Below are 18,251 nucleotides of genomic sequence, written 5' to 3'. Positions count from 1 at the left end.
CATCTCATAAATCGCTCCATCGTCCCTTACGCGATTGGAGTACCCGCATGCCGACCCAACCGGAAAAAACGCCCGTGTCGCTGGCCATGCGCTCGGCTGTATGTGGATTGATGCTGGCCTCTGTTGGGTTGGTATTGGGTGCTGGGGCGGCGGTCGCTAGCATGCAGCCACTGCCTCCCACCCCGATTACACCGGGTCAAATCATCGGGGAGAGTCAGCTCGAGAAGGCTCGGTGCGTACAGGCGTCGGATCCGGCAAAGTACCAGCGCTCGCGCGCGGTGGGCAGGATCTATACAGGGCGCAGCTATGGGACTGCGTGGCGGGTAGGCCCCGGAAACCTTGTGCTCACCAACCTGCATGTTGTCGGTGAGAACCCGGATCTGACTCGGATGGTCGTGGCGTTCGATTACGAGGAGTCCAGTTGTGAGTCGGATGCCATGCGGCCTGCTATTCGGGTGCCGGTCAAGCGAGTCGTGGCCTCCCATGCATGGGAGGATTTTGCGCTACTTGCTTTGGATCAGGATGTGGTCGACAGCGGCGCTCTGGATTCCTTCGGCTATCTGGGCTTGGATACGCGTATCTCGAAGGTTGGCGACCCGGTTTACGTTGTGGGGCATCCCAAGGCTGGGCCGAAGCGGATCTCGCGCCTTCACGATGACGGGCGTCCCTGCTGGGTGACTGAAGTGCAAAACAACGACCTCAGCGATTTCGCAAAATACAATTGCGATACTGAGTCGGGTTCTTCCGGATCGCCAGTGATCGACGCGGGGACCAATACGGTAATTGCCCTGAATTTTGGCTTCAGTTCAGGATATAACGCTGGCGCGCAGATGAGTAGCATTTGGCCCCGTATCGCGCGGTATTTCGATGGCAGGTTGCCCGAGGGCAGTACCCCAGTGGAACAGCCGACGGTGCCGGTGGCCAAGCCTGGTGCAGTTGCAGTACAGGTGCCGGTACGAGTGACGCAGGTGGACGGGCAGGCTCCGGTGGAAGGAGCGGCCGGTGAACAGCTGTATTACCAGCCCCCCACACATACCACGGTCACCGACGTGTCCTGCCAGAGTGGAACCACCAAGTGGATTGCCGAGGACGGTAATGCCGCGTCATGCACCCTGCCAAGCGCGGCAGACTGGACCACGGCACAGTCGGTGACGCTCCGCGTGGATGACACCGTCCCCGACGGCCAAATCACCGACGGCCGGGTACGGTTACTGTCCGATACAGGGCAAGCCCGCGGGGGAAACAATATCTCCTTGAACGTGATGTCGCGGGGCCCAGGCGAGGTTCAGTCGCTACAGGTGCAGGCGGGGAACCTTCAGGTAGCCCCGGTGGGCAGCCGGTTCCCGAATCCATTGACCGCGCGGGCGAAAGACCCGCTGGACGCGGCTGTTGTGGGCGCGGATGTCACCTTCGCGGTCGCTGATGATGGTGGGACAGGGACGCGGTTCGACGGGGACGATCAGACTCCGATCGTGCAGACGAACGCCGAGGGTGATGCAACGTCGCCGACGCTGGTGGCCGGTTCCAGAACGGGTGTATTGCAGGTCACTGCCATGTCTAGCGATAGGACGGCCACGTTCTTTTTGAAGGTGGGTGTCGCAAGAGAGCGACAGTGATGGCCAACAGTAGTGACACAGTGTCTGAACCAGACGACTGGCAACAAATATAGTTTGGTGGAGGTCACCGTGACCTCCATCGGCAAGGCGACGACGTTCATCTTGATTATGGGCAGGATGTGAGCGCATTTTGGGGCTGCGCAACCCAGCGGGGATAAATCCCTTGCCACGGTGTTAGCGTTTCTCTTGAGTGAGCAGCCTCGGGTTTCTAGCCGGCAGCGGGCGGATTGTGCATTCGTTCAGCAATCCGCCGGGTAGTGTCCATCACCATCTCAATCACGGTTTCCTGGCGCAGCAGCTTGAAGTTGTGGGTGCTGCCGACCGCCGAAAGGCTGCCCACCACCTCGTCGAGCCCTGGGTTGACGATCGGCGCCGCGATACCGGTGAGCCCCAGGTTGAGTTCATCGTGGGTCAGGCAATAGCCGTCCTTGCGGATCTTTTTCGCTGCCTTGGAAAAGCTGGCCCAGTCGTAGGTGCTGTCAGGGTCATTGGCCAGGTGTTCCTCGAACAGGCGTTGCAGGCGTCGACCCTTTTGAAAGGCGATCAACACCTTGGACTGCGCACCGCGAAAAAACGGCAGCGGCTGGCCGCGTCCGAATGCGAACTGGTAGGTGTCATTGGGTTCGGCGATGTAGGTGTTGATGATGTGTCCGTCATAGAAAACGCTGGCGAACACCGCCAGGCCGGTGGCTTCGGACAGCTCGTGCATCAACTCGCGGCCCGCCACGAGGATCGGGTCGTACTGGCGCATCATCCAGTCGAGTTCGATGATGCGCGGCCCCAGGCCATAGCTGCCGGCATCCACCCGCACCAGCAGGCCGGCGTCACACAAATCCTTGACGTAGCGGTACACGGTCGCCCGTGACAGGCCCATGCGCTCGGCGATGGTATCGGGGTCGATCTTCAGCGTTGCCGGGCCAAAGAGGTCCAGCACACTCAGCATTTTGCTCAGACTGCTCATTTCGCTCCTAAAGGGGGGAATGGCGCGTAGGTGGTCGTTGGGTGAGCACTATAGGTAGCCGCGGCGGTGATGAAAAGCCCGCGGGCTCGCTCAGGAGCGCGTTGTCACGGTAACCCAATGCCTGAGAAATACAAGCGCATTTGTGGCGGTTTTATCTCAATAAAAATGCATAAATCTCAAAATATGATTTTTATGCAGAAAAATAGCTTGTTTTGTCGATTATCCTGTGTGATAAATCTCAGCCACTGCAAACGCTCGATCGAGAGGGCTGGAAATGAATGGTGCGCAACTGATAGTGAAGGCGGCGGTGGCGAGCGGTATCGAATACTGCTTCGCCAATCCCGGAACGACTGAAATTCCCCTGGTGGCAGCCATGGCCAGTGCGCCAGCCCTCAAGCCGGTGTTGTCCTTGTTCGAAGGGGTATGCACCGGTGCTGCGGACGGCTACGGCCGGATTGCCGGCAAACCGGCGATGACCCTGACTCACCTGGGGCCTGGCTTTGCCAATGGCATTGCCAACCTGCACAACGCGCGGCGCGCCAATACTCCGATCGTCAACGTCATCGGCGATCATGCGTCATGGCACGTCAATTACGATCCGCCGCTGGCCAGTGATATCCAGGCGCTGGCCGGGAGCGTTTCCGGTTGGGTGCGCACGTCGCGCACCGCGTCAGGCGTAGGGGAAGATTTCCAGGAAGCCGTGCGCGCGGCCTGGCAAGCCAAGGGGCAGATTTCCAGCCTGATCCTGCCAATGGACCTGCAAGCCCATGAAGTACAGCGTGAACGCGCCTTCACCGTGTTGCAGGCCCCGGTTCGGCGTTTTGCCGGTGACCGGATCGAGGCGGTCGCCCAGGCATTGCGTGATGGCCGGCGCCTGGTGTTTATCGTTGGCGACCAAGGCTTGTCCGTCGCCGGGCTCGAAGCGGCGGGGCGCCTGGCCCAGTTGCCGGGTGTGCGCCTGTTCGCCGAAACCTTTCCACGCCTGAGCTATCGCGGTGGTGGCCTGCCTGACCTGGATCGTCTGCCTTACTTCCCCGAAGTGGCCATTGAGATCCTTGACCAATACGACGCGGTGGTTTGCGCCGGTGTGCCGGACCCGATCAGTTATTTCGGCTACGAAGGCATCGCTTCTCGCCTGGCTGAACGTGAACGCCTGCTCTGCCTGGCGGAAGTCGGGGACGACGTCGCCGGAGCGCTCACTGCGCTTGCCGATGCGCTTGAGGCGCCGGCTTATGTGCCAACGCCAATGGGTATCGAGCTGCCACCAGGCGATGCCACGTTGACGCCCCAGTCTGTGGGGCAAGTGTTGGCCGCATCGCTGCCGGACGATTGCATCGTTTCGGTGGAAGGCGGGACGTGTGGCTATCCATTCTTCACCGCCTCGGCCCACGCCGCGCGGCATCGGGTCTTGACCAACACCGGCGGGGCCATCGGCCAGGGTATTCCGGTGGGCTTTGGCGCCGCCATGGCCGAGCGTGGCAACCAGGTGTTCTGCCTGCAATCGGACGGCAGTGCCCAGTACACCATCCAGACCCTGTGGAGCATCGCCCGCGAGCAACTGCCGGTGGTGATCCTGATCGCGGCCAACCATCGCTACGCCATTTTGCAGAACGAGCTGCGCCGCTTCGGCATGACCGAACTGGGCCCCGAGGCCTTGAGCCTGACCGTACTGGACCGTCCACGCATCGATTGGAAAGCCTTGGCCAAGGGCTATGGCTTGCCGGCCAGCACCGTGCACACCAATGGTGAGTTGCATCGGGCCCTGGCCAATGCCAAGGCCGACGGCGGTCCTTGCCTGATTGAAATGGCGCTGTGAAGGAGTGGATATGAACCAGATCCAATTATTACCTGCCGTCGAGAAGTTCCTGTCGCAACCGGGACGCCTGTTTATCGGCGGCACCTGGCAGGACGCCGCCAATGGCCGCCGGTTTGCCGTGGAGAACCCAGCCACTGAACAGACCCTGACTGAAGTCGCCGAAGGCGGCGAACGCGACGTGGATGCCGCTGTCGCTGCTGCCCGCGCGGCCTTCACGGGGACTTGGGCGCAGCAGTCGCCGGCCCAGCGTGGGTTGTTGCTGTTTCGCCTGGCGGAACTGCTCGACCAGCACCGCGAAGAGTTGGCGCAACTGATCACCCTGGAAAACGGCAAGCCGATTGCCAACGCCCGCGGGGAGGCGGCGAGTGCCGCCAACATCATTCGCTACTTTGCCGGCTGGCCGACCAAGATCGAAGGCAGCACGCTGCCGGTATCGCCTTCCAGTGGCGCGCCGATGCTCAACTACACCTTGCGCGAGCCGGTGGGCGTCTGTGCGTTGATCGTGCCGTGGAACTTCCCGCTGACCATGTGTGTGTGGAAGCTCGGCCCGGTGCTGGCGACCGGTTGTGTCGCGGTGCTCAAGCCCGCCGAGCAGACGCCCCTGGTTGCCATTCGCCTGGTGCAACTGATCGAGGCCGCCGGTTTCCCGGCCGGGGTGGTCAACCTGCTCACCGGTCTTGGTGTGCATACCGGCGCACCGCTGGCCCAGCACCCGGACGTGGACAAGATCGCCTTCACCGGATCGACCCAGGTGGGACGGCTGATCGCCCAGGCCGCCACCGGCAACATGAAGAAGGTTTCGCTGGAGTTGGGTGGCAAGTCTCCCAACATCATCCTGCCGGACGCCGATATCGTCCGGGCCGCCAAAGGCGCCGCCGACGGCATTTTCTACAACCAAGGCCAGGTCTGCACCGCCGGATCGCGCCTGTACGTGCACGCCAGCGTCCTCGACCAGGTGCTGGAAGAACTCCAGCGCCACGCGGCCGCCCATGTGTTGGGGCCAGGTCTGGATCCGGCCAGCAGCATGGGCCCGCTGGTCTCGGCCCGGCAATTGGGCACGGTGCGTGGCTACCTGCAGCGGGGCCAGGAAGAAGGCGCCGAACTGATCTGCGGTGGTGACCGGCCGGCTCATCTGGAACAGGGGCACTTCATTCAGCCCAGCGTGTTTCTCGACCGCGCCGAGCGTGCCTGTGTCGCCCGGGAAGAAATTTTCGGCCCGGTCCTGACCGTCATGAGCTGGACCGAAATCGACGAGCTGGTGCTGCGCGCCAACGACTCGCCTTACGGCCTGGCCGCCGGTCTCTGGACCCGTGACTTGCGTTCCGCCCATCGCGTGGCTGCGCAGTTGAAGGCCGGGTCGGTGTGGATCAACTGCTGGAACGTCGTCGACCCAGCCTCGCCATTTGGCGGCTACAAGCAATCCGGCTGGGGCCGGGAAATGGGCAAGAACGTGATCGATGCCTACACCGAAACCAAAAGTGTCTTCGTCGATCTCGCCTGAGCCGAACAATCACAAGAGGAACTGCTATGGATCTGGAATTGCAAGGCCGCGTGGCGATCGTCACCGGCGGTGGTATGGGTATCGGCAAGGAAGTCGCGCGTTTTCTGTCCCAGGAAGGTTGCAAGGTGGTGATCTGTGCGCGGCGCATGGAGTTTCTCCAGCAGGCCGCCGAGGAAATCACCGCAGAGACCGGCAACGAAGTGCTGCCGTTGTTCTGTGACACCAACCAGATGTCGGCGGTGTCCGACATGGTCGAGGCGGCCCACAAGCACTTCGGCCGCATCGACATCCTGGTCAACGGCGCCGCGGCACCGTCCGGTGTGGTGCGCAACGACATCGAACACGCCGGTGACGACGAATTGCTCTCGGACCTGAACACCAAGGTGATCGGCTATTTCCGTTGCGCCAAGGCGGTGACCCCGCACATGAAGGCCGGCGGTTTCGGTCGCATCATCAACATCGGTGGCCTGACCGGGCGTGGCAGCAAAGTCCTCTCGGGCATGCGCAACCTGGCCATCGCCCACATGACCAAGACCCTCTCCGACCAGTTGGGCCCATCGGGCATCACGGTCAACCTGATCCACCCCGGTGTAGTGGATACCCCGCACATCCAGGAGCTGTACGAGCGCGAAGGGGTCAAGCAGGGCAAGACGCCCGAGCAGGTGGAGCAGGGTTACATCGACGCGACGCCGATTCGACGCACCCTGGCGCCCATCGAAATGGGCTGGTTGATCGGTTTCCTCGCATCCCCCAAGGCCGGTGCCGTGACCGGGGAATCCATTGGCATCGATGGCGGCTTGACCCGTGGCATCTTCATTTGAGGAGCAACAGTGATGAGTAACGGAACCCTTTTGGTCGCCACCGTAGGGCAGGCGGTAATCCGCAGCGCCGACGATGGTCGTACCTGGCATCGCCTGGGGCTGGGCCAGGATCTGGAATTCGATGCAATCACCCGATCCCTGAGTGTCCATCCGGGGACGCCGGAGGTGATCTACGCCGGCACCGACGTCGGCTTGTGCATCAGCCGTGACACCGGAGGCTATTGGCAGCGGGTGGATTCGCCGTTCAATGGGCAGACCGTCTGGAAGGTGGCCGTGGATCCACAGGATGCACAGCGCATTTTCGTCGGCACCGGCGCGCCTTCGCGAGCGGTGCTGTGGCGCACCCTGGACGGCGGCCAGAGCTGGGATCGTGCCCCGGTGGAGATTCCGGAGTTCTGCGATGGCGTCAGTCGTCCGCGCTTGCTAGCCTTCGCCTACGACCCGACGGATCGCAACCAGCTCTGGTTCGGCCTGGAGGAGGGTGGGCTGTTCCACAGCCGCGACGGTGGCGATAGCTGGACCCGCGTCGATGACCGCTTGCTATGGGACTTCAACTCGGACGTGCACAACATCCTGGTTTTGCCCAACCATGGGCAAAAGGTCATTGTGGTGGTGTGCGTCAACGCCGTTTACCGCAGTCTCGACGAGGGGCTGACCTGGACCGGCATCGTCGCCCGGGAAGCTTTCGGCCTGTACTACGTGCGCGCCATGAATGCCCCGCTGGGCAGCGAAGATACCCTTTACCTGAGCATTTCCGACGGCACACCGGGCACGACCAGCAAGGTGCTGGTTTCGCGGGATGCCGCCCTCAGTTGGGAAGTGCTGCCATTGCCGCAACAACCCAACTCCTGTGTCTGGGCGATTGCCTTGAACCCTGCCGACCCTCGCCAGATCGTCGCTGGTACCAAGTACGGGCATCTGTTCACCTCCGAGAACGGCGGTGACGGCTGGCAGAAGCAGTGGCGTGAATTCAGTGAAATCGCTGATGTGCTCTGGACGCCCGCCGTGGCGCAAATCAAGTCCGGGCATCAATCCATCATCAAGAAGAACTGAGGTATCGCGCGATGAAAGTCGAAGTCGTTCGTACTCACCTGTCGTTGTTCGTGAGCGACCCTGAAGTGTCGGCACGTTGGTACGCCGACGTGCTGGGCATGCATGAAAGCGCCCGGGGTGAAAGCTGGATCATGATGGCGTTTGGTGCCAAGCATCACGACATCGCGTTGCTCCGCGCGGAACCCGGAGCCCACCAGGGCGGCCTGGGGTTGCAGCACTACGGGCTGGAGATCGCGGGCGACATGACCACCCTGCGCAAGCTCTACGGCATGTTGCTGAAAAAGGGCGTCGAGGTGGTGAAGATCACCGACCACGAGATCGGCAACGGCGTGTATTTCAACGACCCCGATGGCAATCGCATGGAATTTTTCCTCGAGTCCGAACACGACGATGCACGCGGCAAGGCCCGCTTCAAGGCCGCTGGGGCGCCCAGCCGCCACTTTGATCTCGACCCACTTTAAGGAGATACGTCTGATGAAAACCGCAAATTTCGCCAGCTACCACATTCGCAAATGGTACAGCTTTGTCGAGGAAACCCTGGCCAATGAAACGGGCCAGTTGGCCGATGGTGAGCCGCTGTTCAAGTACGCCATTGGCGCGGTGATCGCCAACCCCTATGCCGGCCGTTTCAGTGAAAGCCTGGCCGAGCTGATCGAGCCTTCACCGTTGTTGGGCCAGGAGTTTGGTCGACGCATCCAGGCTCTGGCCGGCCAGCGGGAAATCGTGAGTTACGGCAAGGCGTGCCTGGTGGGCAGCCAGGGCGAGTACGAGCATGGCAATGCATTGTTGACCAATCCGGCGGCGGATCCGATCCGTGTCGCACTGGGCGGCGGCAAGTCCTGGGTGCCTTCCACAGGCAAGCGTGGCGGGCCTGGCGTGACCATCGATGTGCCGCTGGCCCACAAGGACGCGCTGTATGTCCGCTCGCACTACGACAGCATTTCGCTTTCGTTCGGTGATGGTCCCTCGGCCGACGAGCTGGTCATCATCTGGGCCTTCGCCACGCGCGGGCGCTTGCATGCACGTCTCGGTGGCCTCCAGGTTGCGGACGTGAAGGGTAATGACGGCCTGTATTGAGGTGCGTTGATCGTGGGAAGCAAACGAATGTCTGCAAACAGCCAGTTCTTCACCAATCGATCCGGGATGCGCCTGCACTATCTGTCCTGGGGCAATGCATCGGGCATTCCCGTCCTGATGCTGCATGGGTTGCGCGCCTATGCCCAGACCTGGACGTCATTGGCCAATGCACTGGGCGAGCAGTACTGTTGCTATGCCCTGGATCAGCGCGGTCGTGGCGACAGTGACTGGGCAGAAGCTTCCAGCTACCGGACCGAGGCCTATGTCAGTGATCTGGAAGATTGGGTCGCGCACCTGGGCCTGGAGCGTTTCGTCCTGATCGGGCATTCCCTCGGCGGCACCAATGCGCTGGAGTATGCCCGGCTCAATCCCGGACGCCTGCAAGCCCTGGTGATCGAAGACATCGGCCCCGGTTCGTCGGTCAGCGGCGACGGTGCAGAGCGCATCCGTCGCGAGATGAGCCAGACGCCGCTGTCGTTTCCCGACTGGGAAAGCGCCGCGCAATTCTGGCGCCGATCGCGGCCGGGTCTGTCTGCCCAGGGGCTGACGTCCAGATTGACCCACTCGATGAAGGAAACACCGGAAGGCATCGGCTGGCGCCATGACCAGGCCGGGATTGCCGAGGCGCGCTTGAGCATCACCCCGACCGATCTGTGGCCGGCGGTTCGGGCCCTGGATTGCCCGACGCTGTTCATCCGCGGCGCGCGTTCCGATTTCCTGCCCCAGGCGACCCTGGAGGCTATGAAAGAGGCCAATCCGCAGGTGCGCACAGCACAAATCGCCGATGCCAGCCATTATGTCCATGACGACCAGGAGGACACCTTCAACCGTGTCGTCAGGGACTACTTGCACGACCAATGCCTAAAACCACAACAACAAAGCGGTGAATAGCGATGAAGCAGGAGAAAACCCAGGTTGTCATCGTGGGCGGCGGCCCGAACGGGATCACGGCCGCTCATTACATGGGGCTGTACGGAATCGACTGCATCGTCCTTGAATTGGCTGACGGCGTCCTGCCGTATCCGCGCGCGGTGGGCATGGATGACGAGGCGCTGCGTGTGTTGCAGGGTATCGGCATCGCCGAGCTGGCCGCGCGCGACATGATCTGCAACGTGCCTTTGCGTTACTACAATGCGCGAGGCGTCTGTTTTGCCGAGGTCAAGCCGAGCACCGCAAACTATGGCTGGCCGATGCGCAACATCTTCATGCAACAGTTACTTGAAACGACGTTGCGCGAACAACTGGGCAAACACACCAGCGTCGAGTTGCGCCAGGGCCATGAAATGCTCGACCTGGAGCAGGATGCCGAGGGCGTGACCTTGCAGGTGCGCGATGCCCGGGGTGAGCCGTATCAATTGCAGGCGCAGTACGTGATCGGCGCCGATGGCGGTCGTTCCAGCGTGCGCAAGAAGCTCGGTATTGAACTGCTGGGGCTGACCCATCCGCGCAAATGGGTGGTGATCGACACGGCCAACGACACCCTGGATGCACCCTACACGGCCCTGCATGCCGACCCTCAACGCCCCTTTGTCTGCATCTACCTGCCGTATCAGCAACGGCGCTGGGAGTTCATGCTCCTGGAGGGCGAAGACGAGACCAGGATGTGCGAAGAGGCAACGATCCGGGACTTGATCCGTGGGCATATCGGCGATGCGGTCGATCAACTGGAAATCATCCGGATCCGCGCCTACACCCATAACTCCCGGGTCGCGGCGCGCTTTGTCCAGGGGCGGGTGGCTCTGGTGGGGGATGCGGCGCATATTTCCCCGCCCTGGGCCGGGCAGGGGCTCAATTCGGGCCTGCGAGATGTCGCCAACGTTGCCTGGAAGCTCGCCGCGATTCTCCAAGGGCGGGCGTCGCCGGCGATTCTTGCCAGTTACGATCAGGAACGCCGTGGGCATGCGACCGATCTCATTGCGTTGGCCGACAACATGGGCGCCGTCCTGGGGCTGACCAATCCGCTGATGGCCGGTGTCCGGGACTGGTTGTTCCAGGCCGTCAACAGCGTCGACAACCTTCGCTCACACTTGTTGGAGTTCAAGTTCAAACCCAAGGCGACCATCACCAAAGGCCTGGTGTATCACGAGCGCGCCGAGCTGCATGAGGATGATCTGGTCGGGCAGTTGTTCATCCAACCGTCTATCGAAGATGCCCAGGGCCAGCGCCGGCGCCTGGACGAGGTGTTAGGGCATTCCTATGCGGTGCTGGGGTATCGGGTCAATCCGAGCGAACAGCTCAGCGAGCAAACCGCCGCCTGGTGGGCGCGCTGGGACACACGCTTCATCCAGATCAATCGTTCGCGCAGTGGCGTAGGGCGTAACCAACCCTTGTCTGTCGATGGTGCCATTTGCGTCGAGGATGTCGATAACCGCCTGGGCGAATGGTTTGCCAAGGTGCGTGATTGCATCGTGGTGGTGCGGCCGGATCGGTTTGTCGCGGCGATCACCACACCCGAGCGGCTCGAAGGCGTATTGCGTAAGCTGGCGGAGCAACTCTCATGAGGCGCGAAGACGATCTGCTGGTCCGGCTTCACGATGCCGCGCAGGCCGTACACCCGTTGCCTTCGTTGGAGCCTCACGCCTTCGACCTGTCGGCGGGCTACACCTTGCAGCGCGAGGCAATGCGCCGACGCCAGGTCGCTGGTGAGCAGTTGACCGGATGGAAGGTGGCGTTCGCGGGCCGCGCCGCCCAGGACCGTTTCGGTATTGATGAACCGGTATTGGGCGGACTGACCGATGGCATGAGCGTGGAGCCCGGCAGTACGCTGGCGCTTGCACGGCTGATCCAGCCCAAGCTGGAAATCGAATTGGCGTTTGTCCTGGGGCGTACGCTGGTGCCCGGTTTTTACAGTGACGAGGATATTCTGGCCGCCGTGTCCGAGGTCGCGCCGGCGTTTGAAATTGCCGATTGTCGCTGGCAGGGCTGGCGCTTCGGCGTCGGCGCGTTTCTGGCCGACAATGCCGCCGCGGGGCTTTACTGCCTTGGCTCGCGAATCAGGTTTCATCCTGAGCAATTGGCCCACGTGAACTATCGCCTGGAATGCGACGGGGAGCCCTGTGGCGAAGGCAATGCCCAGGCGCGTGAGGACACACCCCAGGCAAACCTGTGCTGGCTGGTGCGGCGCGTGCTGGCCGATGGGCAGTGCGTTGAAGCGGGTCAGGTGGTGCTTTCCGGCTCTTTGTTAGCGCCCTTGGACATCCAGGCCGCCGAATACCGGTTGCACATGCTTGGCATGGAACTGGCTTTGGTTTTCCAGCAATAGGTACTGTTCACGCAGGAGCTGCCGAAGGCTGCGATCCTTTGATCTTTCGCTCGAGATTCAAGTGTCTGGGGAAAGATCGCAGCCTCGTAGCATTCGGCAGCCCCTGCAGCATCAGGCAGTAAGGGCAGGGCCACCGAGGAACAATGATCATGTTCGCCGAAGTTCGTACTTTCAATGATCCTCAGCAACACGCCGGCTCCATCCTGGGCTGGCAACAAGTCTACGACCAGCTCGGGCGTGGATGCCTCTCCAGTGAGCTGCGGCAGGTGTGCGCCGAGCGTTTCCAGATCTTCCAGGAGGTGCTGGATAAACGGGTGGTGCAGCGTGGTTGCGCGCCAAAAGGGCGCCTGTGCATTGCCATGTCGCTGGGCGGTGCGCCGGTGGTCCAGGGGCACCAGGTGGGCGCCCACAGCGTCGTGCTGCTGCGCGATGGTGAAGACTTCGTCTTGCACGCCCCGGAAGGTACGCACTTCTTCGCGGCCAATGTCGACACGGTACGGTTCGCCAAGCTGGCGGCCTATGAACTGTCGAGTGAACAACTCAAGCGCTTGAAAAGCGTGTCCCAAGTCAGCGTGGATGAGGTGGTACTGCGTAGGGTGCAGCAAAGGATCCACCCAATGTTTGGCCACCTTTTGGAACAGGCGGACGCCGTCAATCCCGCCTCGGAAAAAATCCTCGAGGACGTCCTGCTCAACGCCTTCCTCGACCTGTTCAGTCACGCCTCGGACGAGGTGCGTGGCCGCCGCGGCAATTTTGCCGTCAGCGCCTACCTGGTCAAGCGCTGCCAGGAACTGGTCGACGCCAGCGCAGAGGTGCCCTTGAGCATCCTCGATCTGTGCGAGCAATTGCGGGTCAGTCGCAGGACCCTGCAAAACAGTTTCCAGGCGGTCACCGGGATGCGTCCGATGGAGTACCTGCGTAACCTGCGGCTTAACGCCGTGCGCCGGCGTCTGATCGCAACCCATGCGGCCACATTGAACGTCAGTGAAATTGCCATGGCGATGGGGTTTTACCACCTGAGTCATTTTGCGGCCCATTACCGGGCGCTGTTCGGCGAGTCGCCGTCAGATACGCCCAGGGCATCGGCATGATGGACCGCTGCCTGCGGTGTTACCGATCCACCGTCTTGCACACTTAAAGATCACTCGCTGAGCTATTTAGTAGCACCGGTGTGCGGTTGAGCCGGTGGTAAGCCCTCAGTGCTGCCTGCTGCTTCTTCGAACAAACTCCTTAAGATCAACGGCTTGCACAGATGCTTGCGAAGTTGGCACGCATTCTGCTTTTTTGAATTCATGGATAATTGGATACAAAAATGCAGAAGGTGCTGCCATGCAGTTCGTTCCGACTTACGCTGAACGCCCGCCCATGACTGCCGAAGAGGAGGCGTACAACTTCCTGCTCGATGCCATTTGTGGCGGTCGGTTACGCAAAGGCGACCGATTGATTGCCGAGGACATTGCCAACGAGATCGGCATGAGCCGGATGCCGGTGCGCGAGGCCTTTCGCCGTCTGGATGCCCAGGGCCTGGTGACTCTGCGGCCCAATCGGGGAGCGATTGTCAGCGGCCTGGACATCGAAGAGTTGCACGAAGTCTTCGAAATGCGCAGTGCCCTGGAAGGCCTGGCGGTCCGTGTCGCGACAGCCAGAATCGGCGAACGCCAGTTGGCCGCCTTGGAGCGCTTGCTCGACGAGATGGACGATTACCGCGAGGAAAGCGCCGAGTGGGTCAGCCGTCATCGCGCTTTCCATGAGTACCTGTGCAGCCTCAGTGGTCGCCCCCGTTTGTTGAAGCAGATCAGCGCGCTCTATTCCCTGATCGAAGCGCCCATGCGTCTGTGGTTGCAGCATGTGGAAAAGCCCCTGAGCGCACGCCAGGAGCACATGCTGATCCTCGACGCGCTGCGTGCTGGCGACGCCGAGAAGGCCGAGGCGGTGGTACGTGCACACATCGAAGGCACCGTTCCTGAATTGATCGAGTTCCTGCAATCGAAAAAATAACGAGAGCAGGACGTTAGAGCCTGCCCGTGTTTTGACTTTGAGTACTGCCCGTTACTTACTGAACTGGAGTGTCTGGTCATGCATAAGCCTCGCCTGTTGGTTGCCGCTATATCCTTGGGTTTCTGTGCGCAGTGGGCGGTTGCCGCGCCCGTTGTCCCGGAACGTTTGCTCAAGGTCGATAAACTCGTCTACTGCTCAGGCATGGATTCGCCGCCGCTGGTGTCCTTCGATGAGGCGCAGAAACCCAAGGGATTGACCGTGGACCTGGGGCTTGAAATCGCCAAGCGCCTGGGCGACAAGAAGGTCGAATGGCGGGTCATTCCCTTCTCCGGGTTGCTCCCCGCGTTGCTGGCCCGACAGTGCGACATGATCGTCGACCAGCTGTTTGACAAGCCCGAGCGCCGCGAGGTGATCGACATCGTCAACTACATGTATTCCAGCCAGGCGGTGGTGGTGCCCAAGGGCAATCCCAAGGGCCTCAAGACATTGCCGGATCTCTCCGGGCACAAGGTCGCGGTGCTCAACGGTTCCACCATCAAGACCCTGCTCGACGCCGAGAACGAAACCCTGGCCAAGGCCGGCAAGCCGGCGATGAAGCTGGTGGTCTACAACACCGACACCGATGCTTTCCAGGCCCTGCGCATCAGCCAGGTGGACGCCTACGGCACCACCGTGGAAACCGCCGGTTACTACGCCGCCATGGCACCCGACCTGTTCGAGGAAGGGGTGCCGGCCTTCAGCCGGATTCTCACCGGCCTGGGTATTCGCAAGGACGATTCGCAACTGACCGCCGCCGTGCAGCAGGTGATCGGCGATATGCGCAACGATGGCAGCTACAACCAACTGCTCGGTAAATGGCATGTCGCCAGTGACACACTCGATTGAGGTGAACCATCGATGAATTTCAATTGGGATGTGTTCTGGCAGTACCTGCTACAGCCCAGTGGGGTCTACCTCACCGGGCTCTGGCTGACCTGCCTGATCAGCGTGCTGGCGATGCTCCTGGGCTGTGTGCTGGGGCTGGCCGCGGCGTTGCTGCGGTTGTCGCGTAACCCGTTGCTGAACCTGCCGGTGCGCTTCTATGTATGGTTGATGCGCGGCACGCCGTTGCTGGTGCAGATTGTCTTTCTCTATACCGCGCTGGCCGCCGGCGGGATCTTCCGTTTCGAAGACATCGACCTGTTCGGCCTGGTCATTCCTGGCAATATCCAGGCCGCGATCATTGCCCTGGGCCTCAACGAGGGTGCCTATATGGCCGAGATCATCCGCGCCGGCATTGGCGCGGTGGACAAGGGCCAATACGAGGCCGGGCGTTCCCTGGGCATGACCTTCGCCAAGCTGATGCGCCGCATTGTCCTGCCCCAGGCGTTCCGGGTCATCGTTCCGCCGTTGGGCAACGAGTTCAACGTGATGCTCAAGAACACCACGCTGGTCAGCGTGATCGGCGTCCAGGAACTGTTGCTCAGTACCCAGATGGTCACGTCGGCGACGTTCCGGGTGTTCGAGCTGTACCTGGTGGTGGCGATCTATTTCCTGTTGCTGACTACATTGTGGGGCTTTTTCCAGCGCTGGCTGGAGGCCCGTTTCGGCCAGTCGGACCGGCCTTCGTCGCCACCGCCGGCGTCGACGCGGATGTTCGGTCGCAGCACCCTGAACCTGCTGAGGGCTCGTTAACCATGGCGCACAAAAGCGAAGAGCTGATTATCGAGGCGCTGGACGTCCACAAGTCCTTCGGCGAGCTGCAGATTCTCAAGGGTATTTCCCTGCAAGTGCGGCGCGGTGAAGTGGTGGTGCTGATCGGTGCCTCCGGCTCGGGCAAGACCACATTCATTCGCTGCATCAATCTGTTGGAAGACATCCAGGGCGGACGTATCCGCGTCAATGGTCGGGCCATGGGTTATCGCGAGCGGGCCGACGGCAGCCTGGTGCGTGAGTCGGAGCGCAACATCGCCCGCCAGCGCCGGGACATCGGCATGGTCTTCCAGCGTTTCAACCTGTTCCCCCACATGACTGCCCTGGAGAACATCATCGAGGCGCCGATCCAGGTGCTCGGCGTGGCTCGCTCCGCCGCGTTGGAGCAGGCCCGCGGGTTGCTGCAGCGGGTCGGCCTGGCGGACAAGGCCGATCACTACCCATCGATGCTCTCCGGCGGCCAGCAACAGCGGGTAGCGATCGCCCGGGCCCTGGCCATGAAACCCCAGGCCATGTTGTTCGACGAACCCACCAGCGCCCTCGACCCGGAGACCGTCGGCGAGGTGTTGCAAGTGATGAAGGAGTTGGCCGAGGAGGGGATGACCATGGTCGTGGTGACCCACGAAATGGGTTTTGCCCGGGAAGTGGCCGACCGCGTGGTGGTACTGGACCAGGGCGAGCTCATCGAGCAAGGGCCGCCAGAGCAAATCTTCTGTCACCCCATCCACCCGCGTACCCGGGCTTTTCTCAGCCGGGTGCTATGACCGCTGCAAGGTTGTCTATCCCCTGAGTCCGGTCAATCAATTCCTGTATTGAAGAGCCTTCGCCATGCTGAAATTTTCTGCCCACGAATACCCTTATCCGTCGCAACGCCAGAGCGTTTTCGCCCGCCGGGGCATGGTCGCCGCGTCCCAGCCCCTGGCTGCCCAGGCGGGCATCGAGATCATGCAAAAAGGCGGCAATGCCATCGACGCCGTCATCGCCACGGCGGCGACGCTGACGGTGGTGGAGCCCACCGGTTGCGGCATCGGCGGTGACGCCTTCGCCCTGGTCTGGTGCAAGGGGCAGTTGCACGGCCTCAACGGCAACGGCCATGCACCCGCCGCCTTGAGTATCGAAGCGGTCAGAGCCGCGGGTCATGAACAGATGCCGCTCTATGGCTGGACACCAGTGACCGTCCCAGGTTGCCCATCGGCCTGGGCCGAGTTGTCCCGACGCTTTGGCAAGCTGCCCTTTGCCGAGCTGCTGCAACCGGCGATCAGCCTGGCGCGGGACGGCTTTGCATTGTCGCCGGTGGTTGCCCATCAATGGCAGGTCGCGGTGAAGGAGTTCACGCCCCATCGCGATGCCGTCCTGGAGACCTGGTTCGATACCTTTCTGATCGAAGGTCGCGCGCCACGGGCCGGGGAGGTTTTTCGCAACCCGGCCCAGGCCCGCACGCTCCAGGAGTTGGCCGACACCTACTGCGAAAGCCTCTATCGCGGTGCATTGGCCGAGCGCCTGGACGCCCATTCCCGAGCCAGCGGCGGCTACCTGCGCGCCTCGGATCTCAGGGATTACCGCGCCCAGTGGGTCGACCCCATCCACGTCAATTACCGAGGCGTGGATGTCTGGGAAATCCCGCCCAGTGGGCAGGGCCTGGTGGCCTTGATGGCGCTGAAGATACTAGAGGGCTTCGACTTCGATCACCGTGACAGCCAGCAGACCTGGCATCGCCAATTGGAGGCGATGAAGTTGGCCTACAGTGATGGCCTGCACTACATCACCGACCCGCTGCACATGCGTGTGGCGGTGGCGGACCTGCTCAGTGATGACTACAGCGCCCGCCGGCGCGGGCAAATCGGCGAACAGGCCCAACCACCCAAGCCCGGCGACCCCCACGCCAGCGGCACGGTGTACCTGGCGACAGCGGATGGTGAGGGCAATATGGTCTCGTTCATCCAGAGCAACTACCACGGGTTCGGCTCCGGCGTGGTGCTGCCCGACAGCGGTATCGCCCTGCAGAATCGCGGGCAGGAGTTCAGCCTCGATCCGAGCCACGCCAACTGCCTGGCCCCGGGCAAGAAGACCTTCCATACCATCATTCCCGGATTTCTCACCCGCGATGGCGAGGCCCTCGGCCCCTTCGGCGTAATGGGCGGCTACATGCAGCCCCAGGGGCATGTGCAGATGGTCATGAACCTGGTGGATTTCGGCCTGAACCCGCAAGCGGCCCTGGACGCACCGCGCTGGCAATGGCTGGGGGACATGAAGGTCGGGATCGAGCACGGGGCGTCACGGGACTTGGCCAATGCCTTGGCGCGACGGGGGCATGAGGTTCAGATCGCCAGCGACCTGACCGACTATGGCCGTGGCCAGATCATCCTGCGTGACCCGGCCAGTGGTGTGCTGTGCGGCGGGACCGAACCCCGGGCGGATTCACACATAGCCGTTTGGTGATGCCCGCAGGTAAAC

Annotated in this window: 17 protein-coding genes; 16 read left to right on the top strand and 1 reads right to left on the bottom strand. The window is 62.0% G+C overall.

What is annotated here, in order from left to right:
• Positions 1–47 precede the first annotated feature (47 nt).
• Positions 48–1,616 (top strand): trypsin-like serine peptidase, encoded by a 1,569-nt coding sequence (locus tag AC30D9_RS03645; RefSeq protein WP_490143447.1) that lies wholly within the window; start codon positions 48–50, stop codon positions 1,614–1,616.
• A 208-nt stretch (positions 1,617–1,824) separates the two neighbouring features.
• On the opposite strand, the gene AC30D9_RS03640 is transcribed toward AC30D9_RS03645, so the two are convergent.
• Positions 1,825–2,577 carry an IclR family transcriptional regulator gene (locus tag AC30D9_RS03640; protein ID WP_307571911.1) on the bottom strand — a complete coding sequence of 251 codons (753 nt, stop codon included), beginning with the start codon at positions 2,575–2,577 and terminating at the stop codon, positions 1,825–1,827.
• 274 nt (positions 2,578–2,851) lie between these two features.
• On the opposite strand from AC30D9_RS03640, the gene AC30D9_RS03635 reads away from it, so the two are divergent.
• From AC30D9_RS03635 to AC30D9_RS03565, 15 genes are all read left to right on the top strand, one after another.
• Positions 2,852–4,393: an acetolactate synthase large subunit gene (locus tag AC30D9_RS03635; RefSeq protein WP_134924713.1), complete on the top strand. Its 1,542-nt coding sequence runs from the start codon at positions 2,852–2,854 to the stop codon at positions 4,391–4,393.
• Between the two features lie 10 nt (positions 4,394–4,403).
• Entirely contained in the window at positions 4,404–5,894 is a 1,491-nt protein-coding gene (locus tag AC30D9_RS03630; protein ID WP_134924712.1) for an aldehyde dehydrogenase family protein, read from the top strand.
• A gap of 26 nt (positions 5,895–5,920) precedes the next feature.
• A complete protein-coding gene (locus AC30D9_RS03625; protein ID WP_092445563.1) occupies positions 5,921–6,715 on the top strand; it encodes an SDR family NAD(P)-dependent oxidoreductase in 795 nt (264 codons plus the stop codon).
• A 12-nt stretch (positions 6,716–6,727) separates the two neighbouring features.
• Positions 6,728–7,768 carry a VPS10 domain-containing protein gene (locus tag AC30D9_RS03620; protein ID WP_490143446.1) on the top strand — a complete coding sequence of 347 codons (1,041 nt, stop codon included), beginning with the start codon at positions 6,728–6,730 and terminating at the stop codon, positions 7,766–7,768.
• Positions 7,769–7,779: 11 nt separating this feature from the next.
• Positions 7,780–8,229, top strand: a complete 450-nt coding sequence (locus AC30D9_RS03615; RefSeq protein ID WP_109753211.1) for a VOC family protein — start codon at positions 7,780–7,782, stop codon at positions 8,227–8,229.
• A gap of 13 nt (positions 8,230–8,242) precedes the next feature.
• Positions 8,243–8,845: an amino acid synthesis family protein gene (locus tag AC30D9_RS03610; protein ID WP_490143445.1), complete on the top strand. Its 603-nt coding sequence runs from the start codon at positions 8,243–8,245 to the stop codon at positions 8,843–8,845.
• A gap of 27 nt (positions 8,846–8,872) precedes the next feature.
• A complete protein-coding gene (locus AC30D9_RS03605) occupies positions 8,873–9,736 on the top strand; it encodes an alpha/beta fold hydrolase (protein WP_307571913.1) in 864 nt (287 codons plus the stop codon).
• Positions 9,737–9,738: 2 nt separating this feature from the next.
• Positions 9,739–11,346 (top strand): bifunctional 3-(3-hydroxy-phenyl)propionate/3-hydroxycinnamic acid hydroxylase, encoded by a 1,608-nt coding sequence (locus AC30D9_RS03600; RefSeq protein WP_307571914.1) that lies wholly within the window; start codon positions 9,739–9,741, stop codon positions 11,344–11,346.
• Positions 11,343–12,107, top strand: coding sequence for a 2-keto-4-pentenoate hydratase (locus AC30D9_RS03595; protein ID WP_134924709.1), 765 nt, complete (start codon positions 11,343–11,345; stop codon positions 12,105–12,107). The genes AC30D9_RS03600 and AC30D9_RS03595 overlap by 4 nt, the downstream gene beginning before the upstream one ends.
• 149 nt (positions 12,108–12,256) lie before the next feature.
• Positions 12,257–13,198 carry a helix-turn-helix domain-containing protein gene (locus AC30D9_RS03590; protein WP_134924708.1) on the top strand — a complete coding sequence of 314 codons (942 nt, stop codon included), beginning with the start codon at positions 12,257–12,259 and terminating at the stop codon, positions 13,196–13,198.
• Positions 13,199–13,436: 238 nt separating this feature from the next.
• Positions 13,437–14,105: a GntR family transcriptional regulator gene (locus AC30D9_RS03585; protein ID WP_307571915.1), complete on the top strand. Its 669-nt coding sequence runs from the start codon at positions 13,437–13,439 to the stop codon at positions 14,103–14,105.
• A gap of 78 nt (positions 14,106–14,183) precedes the next feature.
• Positions 14,184–14,990, top strand: coding sequence for an ABC transporter substrate-binding protein (locus tag AC30D9_RS03580; RefSeq protein ID WP_307571916.1), 807 nt, complete (start codon positions 14,184–14,186; stop codon positions 14,988–14,990).
• A 12-nt stretch (positions 14,991–15,002) separates the two neighbouring features.
• Positions 15,003–15,779 carry an amino acid ABC transporter permease gene (locus AC30D9_RS03575; RefSeq protein WP_109753204.1) on the top strand — a complete coding sequence of 259 codons (777 nt, stop codon included), beginning with the start codon at positions 15,003–15,005 and terminating at the stop codon, positions 15,777–15,779.
• Positions 15,780–15,781: 2 nt separating this feature from the next.
• Positions 15,782–16,561, top strand: a complete 780-nt coding sequence (locus AC30D9_RS03570; protein WP_134924704.1) for an amino acid ABC transporter ATP-binding protein — start codon at positions 15,782–15,784, stop codon at positions 16,559–16,561.
• 64 nt (positions 16,562–16,625) lie between these two features.
• A complete protein-coding gene (locus AC30D9_RS03565; RefSeq protein ID WP_490143444.1) occupies positions 16,626–18,236 on the top strand; it encodes a gamma-glutamyltransferase family protein in 1,611 nt (536 codons plus the stop codon).
• Positions 18,237–18,251: the final 15 nt, after the last annotated feature.

This window comes from Pseudomonas sp. DF11, from assembly GCF_058148565.1.
Note: the sequence above shows the minus strand (reverse complement) of the source record. Positions and strands in the feature narration are given on the sequence as shown.